This window comes from Actinoplanes oryzae, from assembly GCF_030757795.1.
In the GTDB taxonomy this organism is placed as follows: domain Bacteria; phylum Actinomycetota; class Actinomycetes; order Mycobacteriales; family Micromonosporaceae; genus Actinoplanes.
The window spans coordinates 74,265-95,432 of the sequence record NZ_JAUQWH010000005.1 but is presented as its reverse complement, the minus strand read 5'-3'; the positions used below and the strand labels follow the sequence as shown (position 1 = coordinate 95,432).

General features: G+C 72.9%; 20 protein-coding genes. 10 read left to right on the top strand and 10 right to left on the bottom strand.

All coding sequences use genetic code 11. The features are described from left to right. On the bottom strand, positions 1-684 hold the full coding sequence (locus RBH18_RS03620; RefSeq protein WP_306204431.1) for an SDR family oxidoreductase: 684 nt from the start codon (positions 682-684) through the stop codon (positions 1-3). Between the two features lie 168 nt (positions 685-852). Here RBH18_RS03620 and RBH18_RS03615 point away from each other — a divergent pair, with 168 nt between their 5' ends. The 3 genes from RBH18_RS03615 (at position 853) to RBH18_RS03605 (ending at position 3,426) form a co-directional block, all read left to right on the top strand. Further along, positions 853-1,008 (top strand): hypothetical protein, encoded by a 156-nt coding sequence (locus tag RBH18_RS03615; RefSeq protein WP_306204430.1) that lies wholly within the window; start codon positions 853-855, stop codon positions 1,006-1,008. Positions 1,009-1,011: 3 nt separating this feature from the next. Next, complete coding sequence (locus RBH18_RS03610) at positions 1,012-1,938, top strand: PfkB family carbohydrate kinase (RefSeq protein WP_306204429.1); 927 nt, start codon at positions 1,012-1,014, stop codon at positions 1,936-1,938. Between the two features lie 84 nt (positions 1,939-2,022). Continuing rightward, a complete protein-coding gene (locus RBH18_RS03605; protein ID WP_306204428.1) occupies positions 2,023-3,426 on the top strand; it encodes an FAD-dependent monooxygenase in 1,404 nt (467 codons plus the stop codon). On the opposite strand, the gene RBH18_RS03600 is transcribed toward RBH18_RS03605, so the two are convergent. Next, positions 3,414-5,051 (bottom strand): FUSC family protein, encoded by a 1,638-nt coding sequence (locus RBH18_RS03600; protein ID WP_306204427.1) that lies wholly within the window; start codon positions 5,049-5,051, stop codon positions 3,414-3,416. The two genes, RBH18_RS03605 and RBH18_RS03600, sit on opposite strands and share 13 nt — an antisense overlap. Here RBH18_RS03600 and RBH18_RS03595 point away from each other — a divergent pair. The 4 genes from RBH18_RS03595 to RBH18_RS03580 all read left to right on the top strand — a co-directional run bounded on the left by RBH18_RS03595 (position 5,040) and on the right by RBH18_RS03580 (position 12,283). Next, positions 5,040-6,440, top strand: a complete 1,401-nt coding sequence (locus RBH18_RS03595; RefSeq protein ID WP_306204426.1) for a GntT/GntP/DsdX family permease — start codon at positions 5,040-5,042, stop codon at positions 6,438-6,440. The two genes, RBH18_RS03600 and RBH18_RS03595, sit on opposite strands and share 12 nt — an antisense overlap. Before the next feature lie 56 nt (positions 6,441-6,496). Then, positions 6,497-7,501: an alpha/beta hydrolase family protein gene (locus RBH18_RS03590; protein WP_306204425.1), complete on the top strand. Its 1,005-nt coding sequence runs from the start codon at positions 6,497-6,499 to the stop codon at positions 7,499-7,501. Between the two features lie 179 nt (positions 7,502-7,680). After that, positions 7,681-9,825: a transglycosylase domain-containing protein gene (locus RBH18_RS03585; protein WP_306204424.1), complete on the top strand. Its 2,145-nt coding sequence runs from the start codon at positions 7,681-7,683 to the stop codon at positions 9,823-9,825. A gap of 139 nt (positions 9,826-9,964) precedes the next feature. Continuing rightward, positions 9,965-12,283: a glycoside hydrolase family 3 N-terminal domain-containing protein gene (locus tag RBH18_RS03580; protein ID WP_306204423.1), complete on the top strand. Its 2,319-nt coding sequence runs from the start codon at positions 9,965-9,967 to the stop codon at positions 12,281-12,283. Positions 12,284-12,301: 18 nt separating this feature from the next. Here RBH18_RS03580 and RBH18_RS03575 read toward each other — a convergent pair whose 3' ends face one another. Further along, positions 12,302-12,613 (bottom strand): hypothetical protein, encoded by a 312-nt coding sequence (locus RBH18_RS03575; RefSeq protein ID WP_306204422.1) that lies wholly within the window; start codon positions 12,611-12,613, stop codon positions 12,302-12,304. A 106-nt stretch (positions 12,614-12,719) separates the two neighbouring features. Between RBH18_RS03575 and RBH18_RS03570 the strand changes: the two genes are divergently transcribed. Next, on the top strand, positions 12,720-13,172 hold the full coding sequence (locus RBH18_RS03570; protein WP_306204421.1) for a hypothetical protein: 453 nt from the start codon (positions 12,720-12,722) through the stop codon (positions 13,170-13,172). Between the two features lie 73 nt (positions 13,173-13,245). On the opposite strand, the gene RBH18_RS03565 is transcribed toward RBH18_RS03570, so the two are convergent. Further along, positions 13,246-13,569 (bottom strand): hypothetical protein, encoded by a 324-nt coding sequence (locus tag RBH18_RS03565; RefSeq protein WP_306204420.1) that lies wholly within the window; start codon positions 13,567-13,569, stop codon positions 13,246-13,248. 188 nt (positions 13,570-13,757) lie between these two features. Next, positions 13,758-14,474 carry a hypothetical protein gene (locus RBH18_RS03560; protein ID WP_306204419.1) on the bottom strand — a complete coding sequence of 239 codons (717 nt, stop codon included), beginning with the start codon at positions 14,472-14,474 and terminating at the stop codon, positions 13,758-13,760. Positions 14,475-14,618: 144 nt separating this feature from the next. On the opposite strand from RBH18_RS03560, the gene RBH18_RS03555 reads away from it, so the two are divergent. Beyond that, a complete protein-coding gene (locus tag RBH18_RS03555; RefSeq protein ID WP_306204418.1) occupies positions 14,619-14,879 on the top strand; it encodes a hypothetical protein in 261 nt (86 codons plus the stop codon). 14 nt (positions 14,880-14,893) lie between these two features. Here RBH18_RS03555 and RBH18_RS03550 read toward each other — a convergent pair whose 3' ends face one another. Beyond that, on the bottom strand, positions 14,894-15,577 hold the full coding sequence (locus RBH18_RS03550; RefSeq protein ID WP_306204417.1) for a response regulator: 684 nt from the start codon (positions 15,575-15,577) through the stop codon (positions 14,894-14,896). Then, the gene (locus RBH18_RS03545) at positions 15,574-17,121 is read right to left on the bottom strand and encodes a sensor histidine kinase (protein WP_306204416.1); all 1,548 of its coding nucleotides are present in this window, start codon (positions 17,119-17,121) and stop codon (positions 15,574-15,576) included. Before RBH18_RS03545 ends, RBH18_RS03550 begins: the two co-directional genes overlap by 4 nt. Before the next feature lie 116 nt (positions 17,122-17,237). Here RBH18_RS03545 and RBH18_RS03540 point away from each other — a divergent pair, with 116 nt between their 5' ends. Beyond that, entirely contained in the window at positions 17,238-18,686 is a 1,449-nt protein-coding gene (locus RBH18_RS03540; protein WP_306204415.1) for a cation:dicarboxylate symporter family transporter, read from the top strand. Positions 18,687-18,760: 74 nt separating this feature from the next. On the opposite strand, the gene RBH18_RS03535 is transcribed toward RBH18_RS03540, so the two are convergent. From RBH18_RS03535 to RBH18_RS03525, 3 genes are all read right to left on the bottom strand, one after another. Beyond that, positions 18,761-19,657 (bottom strand): hypothetical protein, encoded by an 897-nt coding sequence (locus RBH18_RS03535; protein ID WP_306204414.1) that lies wholly within the window; start codon positions 19,655-19,657, stop codon positions 18,761-18,763. Between the two features lie 220 nt (positions 19,658-19,877). Further along, the gene (locus RBH18_RS03530) at positions 19,878-20,663 is read right to left on the bottom strand and encodes a helix-turn-helix domain-containing protein (protein ID WP_306204413.1); all 786 of its coding nucleotides are present in this window, start codon (positions 20,661-20,663) and stop codon (positions 19,878-19,880) included. A gap of 12 nt (positions 20,664-20,675) precedes the next feature. Beyond that, positions 20,676-21,062: a nuclear transport factor 2 family protein gene (locus tag RBH18_RS03525; RefSeq protein ID WP_306204411.1), complete on the bottom strand. Its 387-nt coding sequence runs from the start codon at positions 21,060-21,062 to the stop codon at positions 20,676-20,678. Positions 21,063-21,168: the final 106 nt, after the last annotated feature.

The window sequence follows — 21,168 nt, the reverse complement described above, 5'->3', positions numbered from 1 at the left end:
TCAGGACCGGTTGCGCTCCGCCAGGCCGGCCTTCACGGCGCGGGTGACCTCGTCCGCGATGATCTCGGGCCGGCCCGCGGCGACGCCGTCGAGGGCGAGCTTGGCGACCAGGTCGGGCGCGATCTTCTGGTCGGCGGGGATGTGCGCGGCCATGTCGGTGTCCATGTAGCCCACGTGCAGCGCGCTGACCTGGATGCCCTGCGGGGCGAGCAGCTCGCGGACGGCGTCGGTCTGCGCCCATTCGGCCGCCTTGGCCCCCGCGTACGCGCCCGCGCCGCCCGGGTGCAGCCACGAGAGCGCCGACAGGACGTTGAGGATCGCGCCGCCGCCGTGGCCCGCGATGATCGGGGCGAAGGCGCGCGTGACGGCCAGCGTGCCGAAGTAGTGCGTCTCCATCTCGGTCCGAACGCCCGCCAGATCGCCGGTGAGCAGGTGCGTGCCGGTGGCGCTCCCGGCGTTGTTGATCAGGAGAGTGACGTCGCCGGCGGCCGCGGCGGCCCGGGTGACCGAGCCGGGGTCCGTGACGTCCAGCTGCAGCGGGACGACCCCGGGCAGGTCGACGGTTTCCGGGTTGCGGGCGGCGGCGTAGACCTTGGCGCCGCGCTGCACGAGCTGCTCGGCGAGGTGGCGGCCGAGACCGCGGTTGGCTCCGGTGACGAGGGCGACGGCGTTCGTGATGTCCATGCCGAAAAGATTATGCCCGTCATCTAATCCCGGCAAGATTGGATGACGTACGTCATATATTTGGCCCGGAACCCGGAAAAGTGCTCACGATCCGCGCGTCCTGGCAGCTCAGCACCGTGATCGTGTGTCAGGATCACGCCCGAGAGAGCACCCGGAGGGGAGCGGTCCGTGAAAAAGGTCGTCGGCTGGATCGTGCTCGGCCTCGTCGTCTTCTACATCGGCACCAATCCCGGCCCGGCCGCGGACATCGCGCGGGGCATCGGGGACGGCGTCGCCGAGATGTTCGGCAACATCGGCACGTTCTTCTCCGAGCTCGCCGACTGAGCCGTGGCGCGGCCCCGGATCGTGTGCGTCGGGCTCGCCACCGTCGACCTGATCCAGCGGGTCGAGCGGCTGCCCGGCCCCGACGAGAAGGTCGAGTCGCTGCGCACCGACACCGCGGCGGGCGGCCCGGCCACGAACGCCGCGATCGCCGCCGCGGCGCTGGGGGCCGACGTCACGCTGGTCACCGCGGTCGGCCCGCATCCGCTGGGCGGTCTGATCAGGGCAGACCTCGCCGAGTACGGGGTGAGCCTCGTCGACACGGCGACGGGCGGGGCGCCGCCACCCGTGTCCGCCGTGACGGTGCTGGACGGCACAGGGGAGCGGGCCGTGGTCAGCCGCAACGCCCGGGGCGCCACTGTGGACGTACCGGATGATCGGGTCTTCGCCGGGGCGGACGCCGTGCTGGCGGACGGTCATCACCCGGCGCTCGCCCGGGCGGCGGCGCGCAGTGGACGGCCGCTCGTCCTCGACGCGGGCAGCTGGCGACCGGTCTTCGCCGAGCTGTTGCCGGTGGCGGCGGTGACGGCCTGCTCGTCCGTCTTCCGCCCGCCCGGCACGGACGACGCCGAGGCGGTGCCCGGCCCGCCCGGCGCGCCCGGCGCGCGGGGCGTCGAGGCGGCCTCCGCCCCGCCTGGCGCGCGGGGCGTCGAGGCGGCGCTGCGCCGGCTCGGGGTGGGGGTGGGCGCCATCACGCGCGGACCGGACCCGGTGCGGTGGTGGTCGGGGGCGGAGGCGGGCGAGCTCGCCGTCCCCGCGGTGGAGGCCGTCGACACGGCCGGGGCGGGAGACGCCTTCCACGGCGCGCTGACGGTGGCGGTCGCGCGGGGAGCGGGGCTGACCGATGCCCTGCGCTTCGCGATCGAGATTGCCACCGTGCGCGTCCAGCACCGGGGGCCGCGGTCGTGGCTCGCAGCTCTCCCTGCCTCTTGACCATACCCGGGCGGAGGGGGCTTGCGGCAAGACCCCCCGGTTCGTCCAGAATCGGCCCTCCAGCTGCGGAAACGGGGGATATCGGTGACGGATGCGCTGATCGTGGGGGCGGGGCCGGCGGGGCTGATGCTGGCGGCCGAGCTGTGCCTGGCCGGGGTGCGGCCGCTGGTGCTGGAGCGGCGCTCGGAGCCCTGGGCGGGGGCGCGGGCGGGCGGGCTCGGCGGCCGGGTGCTCGACCTGCTGCGGATGCGGGGCGTGCTGGAGCGGTTCGAGGCCGCGGCGCACCAGCCGCATCCGGCGCCCCGGTTCCCGTACGGCGGGGTGCATCTGGATTTCACCGGTCTGGACGATGCGCCGGTGCGCGCGATCGGGCTGCCCCAGGCGCGGCTCGAGCGCCTGCTCGCCGACCGGGCCCGGGAGCTGGGCGCGGAGATCCGCCACGGGCACGAGCTGACCGGTCTGCGGCAGGACGAGCACACCGTGACTGCCGAGGTACGCGGCCCCGCCGGCCCGTGGACGGCCGAGGTGCCGTACCTCGTGGGCTGTGACGGTCCGCGCAGCCGCGTGCGGGAGCTGGCCGGCATCGGGTTCCCCGGCACGACGTACCCGGAGGTAAACCGGATCGGTCACGTGACCGTCCCCTGTCTCGACGGCGGCGAGCTCGACATCCCGGGGCTGGGCCGGCTGGCGGCGGGGTTCACGCGGACGGACAGGGGCGTGTTCGCGTTCGGCCCGGCGGGCGAGAAGGAGATCTTCCTGTCCGTGACGCTCGACGAGGAGGACACGTACGACGACGACACCCCGATGACCCTCGCCGAGCTGGGCGCCGCCATCCGGCGCGTGCTCGGGGCGGAGCTGCCGATGACGGGCTCCACGCGGCTGTCGCGGTTCACGTTCCAGGCCCGGCAGGCATCGGCGTACCGCAGCGGACGGGTCTTCGTCGCCGGGGACGCCGCCCACCTCTTCCCCGCGACCGGGGTGGCCCTCAACGCCGGGCTGCTCGACGCGGTCAACCTCGCCTGGAAGCTCGCCGCCGCGGTGCACGGGTCGGCGCCGGCCGGGCTGCTGGTCACCTACCACGCGGAGCGGCACCTCGCCGGGGCGCGCACGCTGCTGCACACCCAGGCGCAGGTGGCGCTCCGGCGCGGGCTCGACCCGGCGGCCGACGCGCTGCGCGAGGTCTTCCAGGAGCTGGTCACCGACGAGCAGCCGCTGCGCCGGATGGGCGCGCTGCTCGCCGGCGACGTCCGCTATCCCATGCCCGGTACGCATCCGCTCGTCGGCACCTTCTGGCCGGGTGAGCCGGGCCTGCTGCGCGCGGGCCGGCCGGTGCTGCTCGGTCCGGAACCCGTGCTCGCCGCCGCGGCCGGGTGGAAGGACCGTGTCGATCTGCGGGCCGGGGAGACGCCCCTGCTGCTGCGGCCGGACGGTCACGTCGCCTGGGCCGACGGGCCCGGGCTACGCGAAGCGCTGGCCTACTGGTTCTGAGCCTCGCCGGCGAGGGCGAGGCGGGCGTTGCGCTCGGCGGTCAGGACGCGGTCGGTCGCGGCGGGGGTGAGGCCCGGTTCGCCGGCGGCGACGTCGTAGGCCTCGCGCAGGGCCGTGAGCTGGGCGGCCAGCAGGCGCTCGGCGGCGCCGGGCCGGGTCTCGCGGGCGCGGGCCAGGCCGGCCGTGGTGTGCTCGCACGCGGCGACGGCCAGTTCGAGGTGCTTGGCGGCCACCCTGGTGCGCACCGCGGCCGCGCACAGCAGCCCGATCGCGCAGCCGAGCACGGTCTGCACCAGCCGGTCGCGGAGCAGGTCGAGCGGGGGAGTGGCGGCGCCCAGCTCGCCGACGAGCAGCGCCAGCGGGGTGACCGCGAGCATCGCCAGCCCGTAGTTGCGGATGACCAGCAGCTCGGCGATCACCTGGGCGACGACGATGCCGGCCACCAGCGTCCACGTGTCGCCGGGGACCGCCAGGGCCAGCGCCGCCACGAAGAGGCCGGCGACCGTACCGAGGGCTCGTTGCAGGCCGCGGTGCAGCGAGACCAGCAGGTTCGTGCCCTGCAGCACCGCCACGGCCGACACCGCCGCCCAGTACGGGTGGCCGAGCCCGGTGACCTGGGCGAGCAGCCCGGCGGCGGCGCCCGCGGCGAGCGCGCCGAGGGCGACCCGGGCGGCGGCGATCAGGAGCGGGCCGCCGAGCGCGGTGGTGCGGACCGGGCCGCGGAGCAGGTCCCGGTACGCCGGGGAACCCTCGGCCTGGTGCCGCCCGGTGATCCCGGCCGCCTCGGTGGCCGTGGACGACACCGGCGGTACGGGTCCGCGGCGCGCCACGGCCTCCGCGAGCCCGAGCAGCTCCTCGCGGCTCCCCGCGCCGGCCAGCGCCGACTCGGCCCGGGCCACGAGCGCCTCCAGGTCGCCCGCGCCGCGGGCGGGCATCGCGGCCCAGGCCTGGGCGACGGCGGTGGCGGCCTGGTGGCGTACGCGCAGACCCGCTTCCCCGCCGGGGGCGTCGAGCACCGCGGCCGCGCGGCGCAGGGCCCGGGCCACGGCGAGGCGGCGCGGGGCGTCCCGGTCGATCGCGGCGCCGGCCATGGCGATCACCCAGGCGACGGCGGCCGACCCGGCGGTCAGGGCGGTGTGGCGCCCCAGGTCGGCGGGCGTGGCGGGGACGGCAGCGGACACGGCGGTGGCGAAGGCGAACATGAGCCCGGCGGGCGGCCCGACGCGGAACACCGCGCACAGCCAGGTGGCGGCGGCGCCCACCAGCGAGACGGCCACGATCGCGGGGAGCTCGGGGGCGGCGGCGAGGCCGGCGAGCGTACCCAGGAAGACCGCGAGGGTCAGGCCCGCGCCGGCCGCCGCGACCACCCGCCCGCGCGAGCGGTAGTGCACGTCGCGGGCGTAGAGCGCGGCGAACGAGCCGAACGTGGCGATGCCCGCCCAGGCGGTGTGCCCGGCGAGGACCAAGACGACCAGCGGGAGGGCGACGGCGAGCCCGGCCCGCAGCGCGAAGGCCCAGGCGGCGTCGGCCGGGCGCAGGCGGGCGGCATCCCGTACCCACGACCCCGGCCTGGCAAACGGTTGACCGCCGGCGCGTCTGGGTACGGCCGCGGCATGCCTGATCACGTCCTCGCCGCGGAGGCGATCACCTCCGCCAGTGACGGCCACCTCGTCCTCGCCGCGGTGCTCGGCATCGCGGCCGTCATCCTCCTCATCGCCTGGGCCAAGTGGCATCCGTTCCTCGCTCTCATCGTCGGCGCGGCCGTGCTCGGCCTCACCGCGGGTGCCGCCGCCGGCGACACCGTCGACTCCTTCACCGCCGGGGTCGGCAGCACGGTCGGCAGCGTCGGCCTGCTCATCGCCCTCGGCTCCATGATCGGCGCCCTGCTCGCCGAGTCGGGGGGCGCCGACGGCATCGTGGGCACGATCGTGCGCCGCTTCTCGGGCAACGCGCTGCCGTGGGCCCTCGCCGGCGTCGCCGCGCTGATCGGCCTGCCGCTCTTCTTCGAGGTCGGCGTGGTGCTGCTGGTGCCGATCGTGCTGCTCGTCGCCCAGCGTACCGGGATGAACCTGCTGAAGATCGGCATCCCCGCCCTGGCCGGGCTCTCCGTCCTGCACGGCCTCGTGCCGCCGCACCCGGGCCCGCTGGTGGCGGTGTCGAGCCTCGGCGCCGACCTGGGCCTGACCCTGGCCTTCGGCCTGATCTGCGCGATCCCGACGGTGATCGTCGCGGGCCCGGTCTTCGGCAACTTCATCACCCGGTACGTCCACGTGCCCGTCCCGCCCCGGGTGGCCGACCCGGTCGACACCGTCAAGGAGGAGGGTGTCGCGGAGCCCGCCCGGCGCCGGACGCCGAGCTTCTGGGCGGCCGTCGGAACCGTGCTGGTGCCGATCGTGCTCATGCTGCTGCGGGCGATCGCCGAGCTGACCATGGACGAGGGCACCCGGGTGCGGACCGTCTTCGAGATCCTCGGCGAGCCGGTCGTCGCCCTGCTGCTCGGCCTGCTGCTCGCGATGGTGACCCTGGGCCGCGGCGCGGGCTTCAACCGGGCGGAGACCTCCGCGGTCATCGGCGGCTCGCTGCCCCCGATCGCGGGCATCCTGCTGATCGTGGCCGCGGGCGGCGGCTTCAAGCAGGTGCTGGTCGACGCGGGCGTCGGCAACGTGGTGGCCAACGCGGCCGAGTCGGCGAACATCTCGGCCCTGCTGCTCGGCTGGCTCGTCGCGGTCGGCATCCGGATCGCCACCGGCTCCGCCACCGTGGCGACGATCACCGCCGCGGGCATCGTCGCGCCGCTCGCCCAGACGCTGGACAAGCCGGAGGTCGCGCTGCTGGCCCTGGCGATCGGGTGCGGGTCGCTCTTCTTCTCGCACGTGAACGACGCGGGCTTCTGGCTCGTCAAGGAGTACTTCGGGATGACCGTGGGCCAGACGATCAAGACCTGGTCGGTCATGGAGACGATCATTTCGGTCGTCGGATTCGGGTTCGTCCTGCTCCTCAACCTCGTAGTGTGATCTTCGGCTCGCCCGTTTCTCAAGGTCAGCACAGGTAAACGGGCAAGACTGTCGGCATGCGTAGACGGACTCTGTTGCTCGCCCTGGCGGGCGCCGCGGGGGCGGGCAGCCTCACCGCGTGCACGGCGGAGACCGACATCGGGATGTCCGGCGCCACCGTCGCGTCGGCGTCGGCCCTCCCGATCCTCGCCTCGACGACCTCCTCGTCGCTGGCCGCCCAGGACATCACCGCGACCTACACGCCGTTCCCGGGCGCGGCGCCCGCCCGGGCGTACGCGCTGGGCCGTCGCGTGCTGGACTTCAGCCGCGACGGCCGGGCGCTGCCGACGACCGTCTGGTATCCCACGGCCGGCACCGCCCCGGCCGCCGGCCCGGCGCCGGTCGCCGATGCCACGCCGCTGGACGGGCGCTATCCGCTGGTGCTCTTCAGCCACGGGCTCACGTCGCAGCCGGCCGACTACGCGGACATGCTCACGCGCTGGGCCCAGGCCGGCTTCGTGGTGGCGGCGCCGACGTATCCGTACACGTCCTACGCCGCGGACGAGGCCGGCCGGCTGAACGCCGACGACATCGTCAACCAGCCGGCGGACGCCTCGCACGTCATCGACCTCATGCTCGCCCAGGCCGGCACGGTCACGTCCGTGATCCACCCCGGGCGGCTCGCGGCGGCCGGGCACTCGGCGGGCGGCATCACCACGGTGGGGCTGTTCAGCGCGCGCCGCGACGAGCGGCTCAAGGCCGGGATTGTGTTGAACGGCACCGATTTCCAGGGCGCCGAGTTCACCGGGCCGGCCGCCGCGATGCTGTTCGTGCACGGGCGCAAGGACACCACCGTCACGTACCGGGCGGGGCACACGGTCTTCGTGGCGGTGCCGTGGTCGCGGGCGATGCTGTCGATCACCGACGGCGGGCACGTGACCGAGAGCGCCGACTTCGAGGCCACCACACAGACGTCGGCCGAGTTCCTGCGGTACGCGCTCTACGGCGACGCGGCGGCGAAGGCGCGGCTGCCGGCGGCGGCTGCCACCGACGGCGTCGCCACGTTCGAGAACGAGCTGTGACGAACGCCGCACAGCCCCTCGCCGGGCGAGGAGTGACGGGGCTGAGCAGCGGGGCATAGAGGGCCGCGGCCGGTCTCCCGTGGCGCAGGTCACGCGGGGCGCGCGGACGGTAGCAACAAGTGGGCAAAAGGGGTGACCCTGAGAGGTGGTGCTGGATCTCCGTGGCTAACGTGGATCGGGTGACTTTCTGGACCCGAAAACGCGATCGCTCCCTTTTCGCCAACAGTGGATCGTTGGTGATCTGCGGGCTGCTGGCCGGCGTGGTGGTCGCGGCCGCCTCGTTCCCGGCCGTCGCGATGTCGGGCCTGGCGGCCAAGGCGGGCTCGGAGGGCTTCGCCGAGCTGCCGAGCCAGCTGGCCCAGCCGGCCGCCCCGCAGGTGACGCGCATCTTCGCCGCCGACGGCAAGACGCAGATCGCGGTGATGTACGACGAGTTCCGCAGCGATGTCGCGCTCGACGACATCTCCAAGAACATGCAGAACGCGATCGTCGCGGCCGAGGATCACAAGTTCTACGAGCACAACGGCGTCGACTTCAAGGGCGTGGCCCGCGCGTTCGTCAACAACAACAAGGGCGGCTCGCAGCAGGGCGCCTCGACGCTGACGATGCAGACCGTGCGCATGACGCTCGCCTACACGGCCAAGACGCCGCAGGAGGCGATCGACGCCACCAAGGACAGCCCGGAGCGCAAGGTCACGGAGATCAAGTATGCGATGCAGCTCGAGAAGGAGCTGACCAAGCAGGAGATCCTCCAGCGCTACCTCAACATGGCGCCGTTCGGCAACGGCGCCTACGGCATCTACGCCGGCGCCCAGGTCTACTTCCAGAAGAAGCCGAAGGACCTGACCATCGCCGAGTCCGCCCTGCTGGCCGGCATGGTGAAGGCGCCGACGGCGTTCGACCCGACCACCGCCAGCGGCTATCCGCAGGCGCTGGACCGGCGCAACTACATCATCGACAACATGCTGAGCCTGAAGATGATCACCGCCGACCAGGCGGCGCAGGCGAAGAAGGTCAAGCTCGGCCGCGACACGAAGCGGCCCGGCAACGGCTGCGTGTCGGTGGCGAAGAACAACTGGGGCTTCTTCTGCGACTACTTCTCCCGCTGGTGGCTGAGCCAGGAGGCGTTCGGCGCCAACTCCTACGAGCGGGAGCGGCAGCTCAAGACCGGCGGTTACCGGGTCGTGACCTCGCTCGACCTCAAGGCGCAGGCCTCGGCGCGCACCGAGATCCTCGACGTCACCAGTGACAACAGCAAGAATGCGCTGCTGATCGCCGCGGTGCAGCCGGGCACCGGCCAGGTGCAGGCGCTCGCCGCCAACCGGAAGTACAAACTGGACGACCCGTCCGACCCGAAGAACCCGCTGAGCTCCAACCCCGAGCTGGCGGACCAGGGCGTGCGGGCGACCTATCCCTACACGACCAACCCGATCATCACCGGCGGCACCGGCCTGCCCGGCTACCAGGCGGGCTCGGTCTTCAAGATGTTCACCATGGTGGCCGCCCTGGAGAAGGGCATGGGGCTCGACCACTCGATCACGGCCGGCTCGACGTACAAGTCGATCTACCCGATCTCGCCGAGCTCCGACGCGGCCTGCCCCGGCACGTCGTACTGGTGCCCGAGCAACGCGTCGGCCAAGGAGGCGGGCACGTTCAACATGTGGACGGGCTTCGGCAAGTCGGTCAACACGTACTTCGTGCCGCTCGAGGAGCAGGCCGGCGCCGAGAACGTCGTCGACGTGGCCAAGCGCTTCGGCATCCAGTTCCGCGCCAAGTCCGACGCCGACCTGGTCGCCACGAAGGAGTCGGCGCACCTGTTCGGCGCCTTCACGCTGGGCGTGACGCTGTCCACGCCGCTGGACATCGCGAACGCGTACGCGACGCTCGCCGCCGACGGCATGTACTGCAAGCCGACCCCGGTCAAGTCGATCACCGCGGCCGACGGCTCGAAGGTCGCCGCCGGGCAGCCCAGCTGCACCCGGGCCACCACCAAGGACGTCGCCCGCTCGGCGCTCGACGCGGCGCGCTGCCCGCTGGGCGACCAGGCGCAGCTCGGCAGCTGTGGCGGCGCCACCGCGCCGCAGGTGCGTGACGTCGTCGGGCACCCCGTCTTCGGCAAGACCGGCACCACCGACGGCGACAAGACCGCCTCGCTGGTCGTCGGCACCAAGGACACGGTCATGGCCGGTTACCTGGTGAACCCGGACTACAGCAACCACAGCGACCGGATGGACCACGATGTCGTCAACCCGGCGGTGTACCGGACGGTGGCCGACTACATGAAGGACAAGCCGGAGGAGGAGTTCAAGAAACCCGGCGAGTGACCTCCGGAAGTTTCGGACGGCGGCGCCGGTGACCTGCATGGTCACCGGCGCCGCTTTTCTGTCTTGCGCCGTGGCGACCGGACGGGAGAGACTGCGGGCACCGTCCGGAAGATGTCCGGAACTTTCGGTGGGGAGTGTCATGACCGCAGTGCAGCCGGCGCCCGTGTGGGCCGATCCGGACCGTTCGAGCGCCGAGCGGGCCGACGCGCTCCTCGCCGTGATGACCCTCGAGGAGAAGCTCGCCCAGCTGGGCAGCGCCTGGCCCGGCTTCGCCACGGAGAGCACCGGCGAGGTGGCGCCCATGCAGGAGGTCTTCGCCGCGGGCAACCGGCCCCTGGCGGAGCTCGCCGAGCACGGCCTCGGCCACGTGACCCGGCCCTTCGGCACCAACCCGATCAGCGCCGCCGACGGCCGCAAGCGGGTGGCCGAGCTGCAGGCCGTCGTCATGGCCGGCAACCGCTTCGGCATCCCGGCGATCATGCACGAGGAGTGCCTGACCGGCTTCACCACGCTCGGCGCCGCGGTCTATCCGACGGCGCTGGCCTGGGCCGCCACGTTCGACCCGGCGCTGGTCGAGCGGATGGCCGCCGCGATCGCCGCCGACCTGCGCGCCGTCGGCGTCCACCAGGGCCTGTCGCCGGTCCTCGACGTGGTGCGCGACTACCGGTGGGGGCGGGTCGAGGAGACGCTGGGCGAGGACCCGTACCTGGTGGCGATGCTCGGGGCCGCGTACGTGCGGGGGCTGGAGACCCACGGCATCGTCGCGACCCTCAAGCACTTCGCCGGCTACTCCGCCTCCCGCGCGGCGCGCAACCACGCGCCGGTCCCCATGGGCCCCCGCGAGCTGCGCGAGATCATCCTGCCGCCCTTCGAGACCGCGATCCGCTCCGGCGGTGCCCGGTCGGTCATGCAGTCGTACGCGGAGGTCGACGGCGTCCCGGCGGCCGCCGACACCGACCTGCTCACCGGCATCCTGCGCGACGAGTGGGGCTTCACCGGCGTGGTCGTCTCCGACTACTGGGGCGTGCCCTTCCTGCACACCATGCACCGGGTGGCGGGCGACTTCACCGAGGCGGGCGCGCTGGCCCTGACCGCCGGCGTCGACGTCGAGCTGCCGCACACCGCCGGCTTCGGCCCGGACGTGCTCACCCTCGTCGACCCCGCCCTCGTCGACCGCGCCGCCCGCCGCGTCCTCATCCAGAAGGCCGACCAGGGCCTGCTCGACCCGGACTACGCCGTCCCCGGCGGCCCCGTGCCGGACCTCGACGCGCCGCACCACCGCGCCCTGGCCCGCGACCTCGCCGAGCGCTCGATCATCCTGCTCGCCAACGACGCCGGCACGCTGCCGCTGACCCTCGGCGCCGCGCCGCGCCGGATCGCCGTGGTGGGCCCGTGCGCCGACGACGCGCAGGCGTTCATGGGCTGCTACTCGTACCCCAACCACGTCCTCGGCGACTACCCCCAGTACGGCATCGGCGTCGAGGCGGACTCCCTGTGGGCGGCGCTGCGCGCGGAGCTGCCCGACGACTCGTTCGTGCTGGAGGCCGGGTGCCCGGTGCGCGACGAGGACCGTACGGGCATCGAGGCCGCCGTGGCCGCCGCGCGGGACGCGGACGTCTGCGTCGCGGTGGTCGGCGACCGGGCCGGCCTCTTCGGCCGCGGCACCTCGGGCGAGGGCTGCGACGTCCCCGACCTGACCCTGCCCGGCGTCCAGGCCGAGCTGGTGACGGCCCTGCTGGCCACGGGTACGCCGGTCGTCCTCGTCGTGGTCTCCGGCCGCCCCTACGCGCTGGGCGACTTCACCGGGGCCGCCGCGATCGTGCAGGCCTTCATGCCGGGGGAGGAGGGCGGCCCGGCGCTCGCGGGCGTGCTCAGCGGCCGCGTCAACCCCAGCGGCAAGCTCCCGGTCCAGGTGCCGCGGCTGGCGGGCGGGCAGCCGGGCACGTACCTCCAGCCGCCGCTCGGCACGTGGAGCGAGGGCGTCAGCAACCTGGACCCCCGCCCGCTCTTCGGCTTCGGCCACGGCCTGTCCTACACCCGCTTCGAGTACGCCGACCTGGGCCTGAGCGCCACGGAACTGGCCACGGACGGCACCGTCGACGTGTCCCTCGTGGTCCGCAACACCGGCCCCCGCGACGGCGCCGAGATCGTCCAGCTGTACGTCCACGACGTCCAGGCCTCGGTGACCCGCCCGCTGCGCCAGCTCGCCGGCTTCGCCCGGGTGCCCCTCGCCGCCGGCGCCACCGCCCGGGTCACCTTCACCCTGCACGCCGACCGCACGTCCTTCATCGGCCGCGACCTGCGGCGCGTCGTCGAGCCGGGCGCCCTCGCGCTGTTCGCCGGGCCGTCGGTGACCGACCTGCCCCTCTCCGCCACCGTGACCCTCACCGGAGACCGGCGCGTCGTGGGCCCGCACCGGGTCCTCGACACGCCGGTCACGATCACGCCGGCGCAGTGAGCCCGGCGCTTCGGTCTGCTACCAGAAACGGCGCTTCTTGTAGTGCCCGTGGTAGCGGTAGTGGCCGTGATAGCCGCCGCGCTGCCGGTAGTGCCCGTGGAACCCGCCGCCCCGCTGCCGGTAGTGGCCGTGATAGCCGTGCTGGTAGGGGCCGGCGGGGCCGCCCTGCCAGCCGGGGTGCCCGTACTGCCCGTAGTGGTGCTGGCGTCCGAGGCGGTGATTGACCTCGCGCAGCATGCCGTTGACCACCGGGTTGTGCCCGTGGTGGGCCTTGCGCTCCAGCTTCGAGGCCACCATGCCAAGCACGAACCGCTTGAAGAAGCCGCTCACCGTTCCCTCTCCCTCGGTCTAGCCGTCCATCACCCAAGGTAACCCCGGCTGTCGAGCCCACCCTGAAACCGGCCTGGCACTTTCCTGAGAGCCCTACGCTGAGGCGGTGCTCATAGCCGCCGTGGTCGTCGCCGCCGTCGTCCTGGTGACCGATCTCGTCCTCGTCGTCCGCCGTGGCGGCGGCGAGGACCTGGTCGGCGCCCAGATGACCAGGGCCGCCACGCCCACGACGCGCGCACAGCCGCTGGTTCTGGAGGACGACCTCCGCCGGCAGGTCGCCGAGCTGGCCCTCCGCGGCCACCGCCTCCAGGCCATCGAACTCCTCCGCGCCGCCACCGGCTGCCCGATGACCGAAGCCAAAGCCGTCGTGGACAGCATCCCGCGCGGCGACTCCTACGCCCCGGCGGAGACCGTCCTCGCCGCCAACCGGGTCTTCGACGAGGTCCGCGAGCTGATCCGCCAGGACCGCCGCCCCGAAGCCGTCCTCCACCTGCACCAGGCCGCGGGCCTGACCCTCGCCGAGGCCGAAGCGGCGGTCCGCCGCCTGAGGTCTCGCTAGCCGGAGAGGTTTCCCGTGGCGGTGCGAGCCAGCCGGAGCACGTCCTCGGGCGGAGCGAAGCCTCGCGGCGGAGTCACAGTGATGTTACGGTGAGGACGCGGGTCCCGCGCAGGACGATGACCCAGCCGGGTAGCTGGCGAGCCTGGTCGCCGAGCCCCGGAATCAGGCTGGGCGTCTGCAGAGGCGCAACTCCCTCGTTGGCATTGCGCACGACCGACTCGAACATGATGGACGCGTCAGCGCTGGTCCGGGTCGTGAGCACCTCGATCTGCACCTGCGGTCCCAGCGTGCACCGGTCGTCCTCGTAGGGCACGCCCTCGACACCCATGATCCGGTCGATGTGACCCGAAGGCGCGGCCCAGGAACCTCCGGCCGCCTCCACGTCCTTCCTGGTCACCAGATGGCACGAAGGAGTCGGTCCGGTCGCCTCCGGATGACCGACGGAGACCGAGGGGCTCGCCGCTACCACTGCGCCGGAGGTCTCGGCCGCTGCGGGAGCACGAGACGAGGAATCGGTGCAGCCCGCCAAGCTGAGCATGGCGGCGCACGGAAGAAGCCATCCTCGCCAGGCGTCGTGGCCTGAGGTCACGGGAGTTCCTCCCATTTTCCGTTGCGGAACTCGACCCGGACGGAGCCGATGCCGGCGGTCGTCTCGAAGGGTTTCTGCGACGGATGGTCCGCGCCCGAACCGATCGAGTGGCCCTCCGGGCCGATGGTCAGCTTGTGGTCGGTCTTGTCGTCGATCGTCAGCTCGAGGCGCCATCTCAGCCAGGACCGGCTGAGGTGGGCCGAGATGAGGAAGGTCTCCGTGGTGTGCGGGGCGATGCGGACGTTCATCGTGGTGGGCGGCTTCGCCTCGGCTTCCAGGAAGAAGACTTGGAGGCTGTCGAGGTCGACATCGATCACGTGGGGCGGCTCGTTACCGCCTCGCCCCGGGCAGGTGATCAACGTTCCGGCGAGAGGCTGGGAGCTTGCCTTGTCGACGTGTACCTCCGCACCTGTGACCCGTACGGGATGGTCATGGGCGGTCAGGGACAGGAGCGCGAGGGTGCTGTCGGCGTCGACGCCGTTGACCGGCTCACCATGCGCCCAGTCGTGACGTCCGACGCAGGAATTGGCGTCGAGCGGCGGATCCGGGAGAGCGTCCGGCGCCAGCCCGGTGACATACGAACCGCCGGGCCGGGCGAAGGCCTCGCTGAGGATCAAGGTGTCAGGATCGGCATTGAGATCGACCTCATAGGTCGGCTCGGCGGGGCGCGGCGTCACGAGATGCCGATAGGCGGTGAACCCGGTGCCCGTCAATACGACAATGGCAAGCGCGGTGAGGAGTACGGGCCCGGAGCGGCTCCGCCTCGTGGATCCCGCTGCCTCCGGCCGCGCGCGGGGAGGCCCTTCCGGCGCAGGGGTTGCGCGGGGCGCCTGCCGCTGCTCCGTCGGCGTGATGTGGTGACATTTCCCGGCGGTCACGGGCTGCTCACCTCGATCGGAGCTGCGGAGAACTATCTCCGGACGCTGTTAGCCGAATACGAGTCCTTCTTGCCGACCGCGAAGCCGGGCAAGGAAGTCAAGCTGGCAGAGCTGCCGGTGCTCGCCGATCTGGTCGGTCCGTACGACGAGTCCGTCGGCTTCCGTCTGACGTTCGTCCATCCCGTCCAGCAGGCGATGCTGGACCTTCGGAAGCTTGTGCTGACGCGCGAAGACCGTTGATGGCGGAATTGCCGTCAGGCGGGACGGTACTCGACCTCGGGGCGGCCCGGGGCGCCGTAGCGGGAGTGCCGGGCCACCCGCCCGGCGTCGGCCAGGTGCTCCAGATAGCGGCGGGCGGTGACGCGGGAGGTGCCGATGCGGGCGCCCAGCTCCGCGGCGGACAGGCCGGTGTTCGGGGCGAGGCCGCGCAGGGCGGTCAGGACCAGGTCGAGGGTGTGGGCGTCGAGGCCCTTCGGCAGGGAGACGTGGGCCGGGCCGCGCAGCGTGGCGAAGGCGCGGTCGATCTCGTGCTGGGCGGCCACCTCGCCGGTGCCGGGCAGCTGGGCCCGGTAGCGCGCGTAACTGTCCAGCTTGTCCTTGAAGGCCGCGAACGTGAACGGCTTGAGCAGGTAGTGCGTCACCCCGAGGGCCACGGCCTGGCGTACGGTCGCCACGTCGCGGGCCGACGACACCGCCAGCACGTCGGTGTGGCTGCCGGCGGCCCGCAGCGCCCGGGCGATCTCGAGGCCGTGCTTGTCGGGGAGGTGGAGGTCGAGGAGGACGAGGTCGACGTCGCCGGCCCGCAGGAAGGTCATCGCTTCCCGGGCGGTGTGCGCCACGCCGACGACGGTGAAGTCGTCGAGCTTCTCCGTGTACGCGCGGTGGGCCTCGGCGATCAGTGGTTCGTCCTCGACGACGAGCACCCGGATCTCCGTCATGAGACCGGCAGCCTGACGGTCAGGGTGGCGCCCCGCTGGTCGCCGCCCGTGGCGATCGCGTAGCTCCCGCCGTACCTGTCGGCGACCTGCCGGACCAGCGACAGGCCGACGCCGCGTCCCGGACCCTGCTTGGTCGACCAGCCGCGGCGGAAGGCCGCGTCGGCCTGGTCCGCCGGGATGCCGGGGCCGGTGTCGCTCACCCGGACCAGCACCTCGCGCTCGTCCTGGCGGACCAGCACCCGCACCCGGCGCGGCGGTTCGGCGAGGGCGACCGCCTCGAGGGCGTTGTCGACCAGGTTGCCGACGACGGTGAGCAGGTCGCGGGTGGGGACGCGCTCGCTGTCCAGCCGGGAGTCGGGCTCGACGGTGAGCTCGACGCCGCGCTCGCCCGCCTGCGCCGACTTGCCGAGCAGCAGGGCGGCCAGGGCGGGCTCCTCGACCGCGCCGACGACCTGGTCGGTGAGCTGCTGCGCCAGCGCCAGCTCGGCGGTGGCCAGGGCGATCGCCTCCTCCGTACGCCCCAGCTCCACCATGGTCAGCACCGTGTGCAGCCGGTTGGCGGCCTCGTGCGCCTGGGCCTGCAGGGCGGCCGTGAGCCCGCGCACCGACTCCAGCTCGCCGGTCAGCTCGCGCAGCTCGGTGTGGTCCCGCAGGGTCAGGACCGTGCCCAGGCTGCGGCCCTCGAAGCGGGTCTCGCTCTGGCTCGCCACGAGCACCCGGTCGCCGGCCAGCACCGGCTCGTCGACGGTGGTACGGCGCGAGGCGATCAGGTCGGCGGCCTCGGCGGGCAGGTCCAGCTTCCCCTCCGGTACGCCCAGCAGCCGCCGCCCCTCGTCGTTGATCAGCGCCACCTGCCCGTCGCGGTCGACGACCACGAGACCCTCGCGCACGCTGTGCAGGACGGCGTCGTAGTACTCGTACATGCGGGTCATCTCGGCCGGGCCCAGCCCGTGCGTCAGCCGCCGGAGCCGGCGGCTGAGCAGCCAGGCGCCCAGGCCCGCGAGCAGCAGCGCGACGCCGGTGGCCACGGCGACCGCGGGCACCTGGCGCAGCAGGCTGCGGTTGATGGTGTCGGTCGTGATGCCCACCGAGACGAGACCGATGATCCCGTCGTCGCCGCGTACCGGCACCACGGTGCGCCAGGAGTCGCCGAGGCTGCCTTCGTACTCCTCGATCACCGTGCCGCCGGCGAGCGCCGCGCCGACCGTACCGGCGAAGGGTTTGCCGATGAGGGACACCGTCGTGTGCGTGTAGCGGGTGCGGTCGGGGGCCATGACGACGATGAAGTCGGTGCCGGTCGCCTTGCGGGTCGCCTCGGTGTAGGGCTGCAGCAGGGCCGTCGGGTCGGGGCTGCGCAGCGCGCCGGCGACGAACGGGGAGCGGGCGATCGCCTCGGCCACCCCGGTCACCTCCTCCACCGCCGCGTTGCGGGCGTCGCGGCGGGCCAGCAGCACGGCGCCGGCCGTCCCGGCGGCCACCAGCAGCGTCACGATCAGCACCTGCAGGGCGAACAGCTGCCCCGCGATGCTCCAGCGTCGCCTCATCGGACTCCCGTGTCTCGCCGCTCTTCGTTACGCCGCGAACTTCGCGGCGTTTCCGATCGATGAACAGAATGAACGCAAGCGTGCCTCGTAGTGAGACCCAGACCACAGTCTGCGGCATGGCATACCAGACCACCGCTCCGGCCAGGCGGGACCGCACGCACTTCCTCTATCTGGCGGTGATCGCTGCCGTCCTGCTCGGCATCGCCGTCGGCTTCATAGTCCCGGACTTCGCCGTCGAGCTGAAGCCGATCGGCACCGGCTTCGTCAACCTGATCAAGATGATGATCAGCCCGGTCATCTTCTGCACGATCGTGCTCGGCGTCGGATCCGTGCGGCAGGCCGCCAAGGTCGGCAAGGTCGGCGGTCTCGCGCTCGGCTACTTCCTGCTCATGTCGACCGTGGCGCTGGCGATCGGCCTGGTCGTCGGCAACATCATCCACCCCGGCTCCGGCCTGCACCTGAGCCCCGAGGCCGCCGCGGCGGGCCAGAAGGCGGTCGGCGACAGCGGCGGCGAGGGCACGGCCGACTTCCTGCTCGGCATCATCCCCACCACCCTGGTGTCCGCGCTGACCGAGGGCTCGGTGCTGCAGACCCTGCTCGTGGCGCTGCTCGTCGGCTTCGCCATCCAGAGCATGGGCGAGCGGGGCGAGCCGATCCTGCGCGCCGTCGGCCTGTTCCAGCGGCTCGTCTTCAAGGTCCTCTCCATGATCATGTGGCTGGCCCCGATCGGTGCCTTCGGCGCCATCGCGGCGGTGGTCGGCGAGACCGGCGTGGACGCCCTCAAGAGCCTCGCCGCGATCATGCTCGGCTTCTACCTCACCTGCGCGATCTTCGTCTTCGTGATCCTCGGCGCGCTGCTCTGGCTGATCGCCCGGATCAACATCTTCGCGCTGCTCAAGTATCTCGGCCGCGAGTTCCTGCTGATCCTGTCGACCTCGTCGTCGGAGTCGGCGCTGCCCCGCCTGATCGCCAAGATGGAACACTTCGGCGTGAGCAAGCCCGTGGTCGGCATCACCGTGCCGACGGGCTACAGCTTCAACCTCGACGGTACGGCCATCTACCTCACCATGGCGTCGCTGTTCATCGCCCAGGCCCTGGACGACCCGCTGTCGGTCGGCGAGCAGATCTCCCTGCTGCTCTTCATGATCATCGCGTCGAAGGGCGCCGCGGGCGTCACGGGCGCCGGCCTCGCCACCCTCGCCGGCGGCCTGCAGAGCCACCGCCCCGAGCTCCTCGACGGCGTCGGCCTCATCGTCGGCATCGACCGCTTCATGTCCGAGGCCCGCGCCCTCACCAACTTCGCGGGCAACGCGGTCGCCACGGTCCTGATCGGCACCTGGACCGGCGAGTTCGACCGCGACCAGGCGCAGCGCGTCATGGGCGGCGGCGACCCCTTCGACGAGTCCACCATGAACCCCGACGCCCACGGCGGCGACCCGATCCCCCCGAAGGTCGAAGCCGCAGCTCCGTCCGCGTCTTCCGCGCCGGCCTCGCCCTCCGCGCCGTCGGCGCTGTCCTCGCCGTCCTCGCCGTCCTCGCCGGAGAAGCCGCCGGCCGCTTCCTGAGCGTCACCCCCGCCGCGCGGGCCCCTCGGGCGCGGCAGCAGGCCCTGGGCGACCTCGCCCGGGGCCTGCCCTCATCAGCCGCTGTTCCTGCCGGTCAGCCACACCGACGCCTTCGCCCCGATGACGGCCCCGAGCAACAGCCCGGCGACGAACAGCGTCTGCTCGTTCAACAGGCCCACCAGGAACCGCGCGGTGGCATCGTCGATGGTGACCACGAAATAGCTGTCCGGCTGAGCCGTGCCCACCTCCCACAGCACCGACCGCGGTTTCGGGCGGCCGTCGGGGTCGGGGGCCGCCTCGGCGATCCGCTCCCGGTCGGCGTCGAACTCGACACCCAGCGTGCGGAGCGAGGCATCCACCTCGGCGATGTCCAGACTGTAGGCGTGGGCGCCGTCGAACGCCGGATGGCTCTTCGTGTACGCCATGCGCAGCTTGCGCCGCCCGATGCCGGCGTCGATCAGCGCGTCGTCCGGGCGCCAGAGGAAGTCGACGCCGAAGAACAGCGAGGTGTCGATGGCGGGAACGGTCAGCACGGTCGCGACCGACTCGGCGCCACCCGCGCGTACCACCTCGGTGGACATGGTGACTTGCGGATCCGTCTCCTCGAGCAGGGTGACGTCGCTGGTCCCCCCGGGCGTGACGAGCACGATCCGCGCCGGATCGGTGCCCGCCTGGCGGCCGGTGAGGGTGCCGAGGAGCTTGCCGACCAGCAGCTCCGGGTCCGAGCTGTCGTACTGGAGAAGCAGGCTGTTGGGACAGGAGGTCGAGCACGACAGCTCCTCGAAGGAGCCCTCGTCCATGCCGACGCTGAAGAACTGGCCGGCGGAAGTCGCGTCGCCGGAGTCGACGGGGTCGACGTCGAGCGGGCGGTCGAGATAGCGCAGGGCGATGCCCGCGACGAAGAGCACCACCCCCAGGAACGCCAGGACGACGATGTGCCTCGGCCGGTGATCCCCGCTCGGCCTCGCCATGGCATGTCCCCCTCGCTCAGCTCCGCCTTCCCTCGACTTGCCTCGCCGCAGGAGGGTCGCTCGCCGGCGCCGCGAGTCATGCCGGCGCCGCGAGTCATGCCGTCGCCGCGAGTCATGCCGCGTCGCCGCGCCGAAGGCACGAGGATAGGTCCGCCCGCACCGGGTCCGACAGCGCTGCGGTGGCCGATCCCCCCAACTGATGAAGATCCTCCCCGCGGCCCTACGCCATGGTGTAGACGACCACGCGCAGGTCGCCGGGGGTGAGCGTCAGGACGTCCAGGTCCAGGTCGAGGTGGCCGTGGACCGGGCTCGGCACGCGCAGCCGGTCCGCGTGGCCGCCCTCGGCCGGCGGGGCGTCCCACAGCCGGCCGAAGTCGGGGCTCCGGGCGTGCAGGTCGGCGATCATCGACGCCAGCTCGGTGTCGGCCGGGTAGCGCCGGGCCGTGTCGCGCAGCTCGGCCACGACGGTCGCCCGGAAGCCCGCCAGTCGCTCGGGCGCCCGGAACACCGAGGGGCCGGCCTCCGTGAACGCGCGCCACACCACGTTGCGCTCTCGCCCCGGCGTCTCCGGCACGGTGCAGACGTCGGTGTGCCAGAGCTTGTTCGCGTCCAGCACCGTCCAGCTCGCGTCGCAGACGCACACCGCGACCTCGGTCAGCCGGTCCAGCATCCGCCGGGCCGTCTCGGTGACCTCGTGCGGCACCAGGCCGTCCGGCTCGGGAGAGGCGGCGAAGCCGGCCAGCGCCCGCAGCCGATCGTGCTCGCCCGGGGACAGCCGCAGCGCCCGGGCGAGCGCGTCGACCACCCCCGGCGACGGCCGGCGGCGGCCCTGCTCGAGGCGCTTCAGGTGCTCCTCGGAGACGCCCACCAGGCCGGCGAGCTCGTCCCGGCGCAGGCCGGGCACGCGACGGACGGCGAGCGACGACGCCGGGATCCCGGCCGCCGCCGGGGTGAGCCGCTGCCGCAGGGACCGCACCGCGCTCCCGAAGTCGTCGTCCCTCCGCACCGCCCCATGATGTCAGTCGCGGGCCAGCCGGGGCCCGCCCGGCACCGCGGCGTCCGCCGCGTCGACCGGCTCCATGTAGAACCGCGACCGCCGGATCGACCCCTCACGCACGGTGATGACGATGACCCCCTTGAGGTCCTGCCCGGCCGCCCGCGTGTAGTGCCACTCACCCCACGTCTCGTCGCCCACCTCGACCGCGTTCGTCATCGCGATCGTGATGTCCGGCGACGTCGCGAAGATCATCTCCCAGTTCCGCCGGACCTGCTCCGGCCCGTGCACGTCCCGGGCCGGATGCGCCGGCCACTCACCCACGAAGTCCGCGCCGAAACAAGAGGCCACGGCGTCGAGGTCACGGCCGTTCAAGGCGCCGATCAGGCGCTCCACCACAGGATTGCTCATGACGCCCGACGCTAGTCACGAAGCCGCCGCCCCGCCTGGTCCAGGATGTACCACCTGCGAGCCGGGGCGCCCCGCACGGCGCGGGATCAGGCTCAGCACGGGAGCG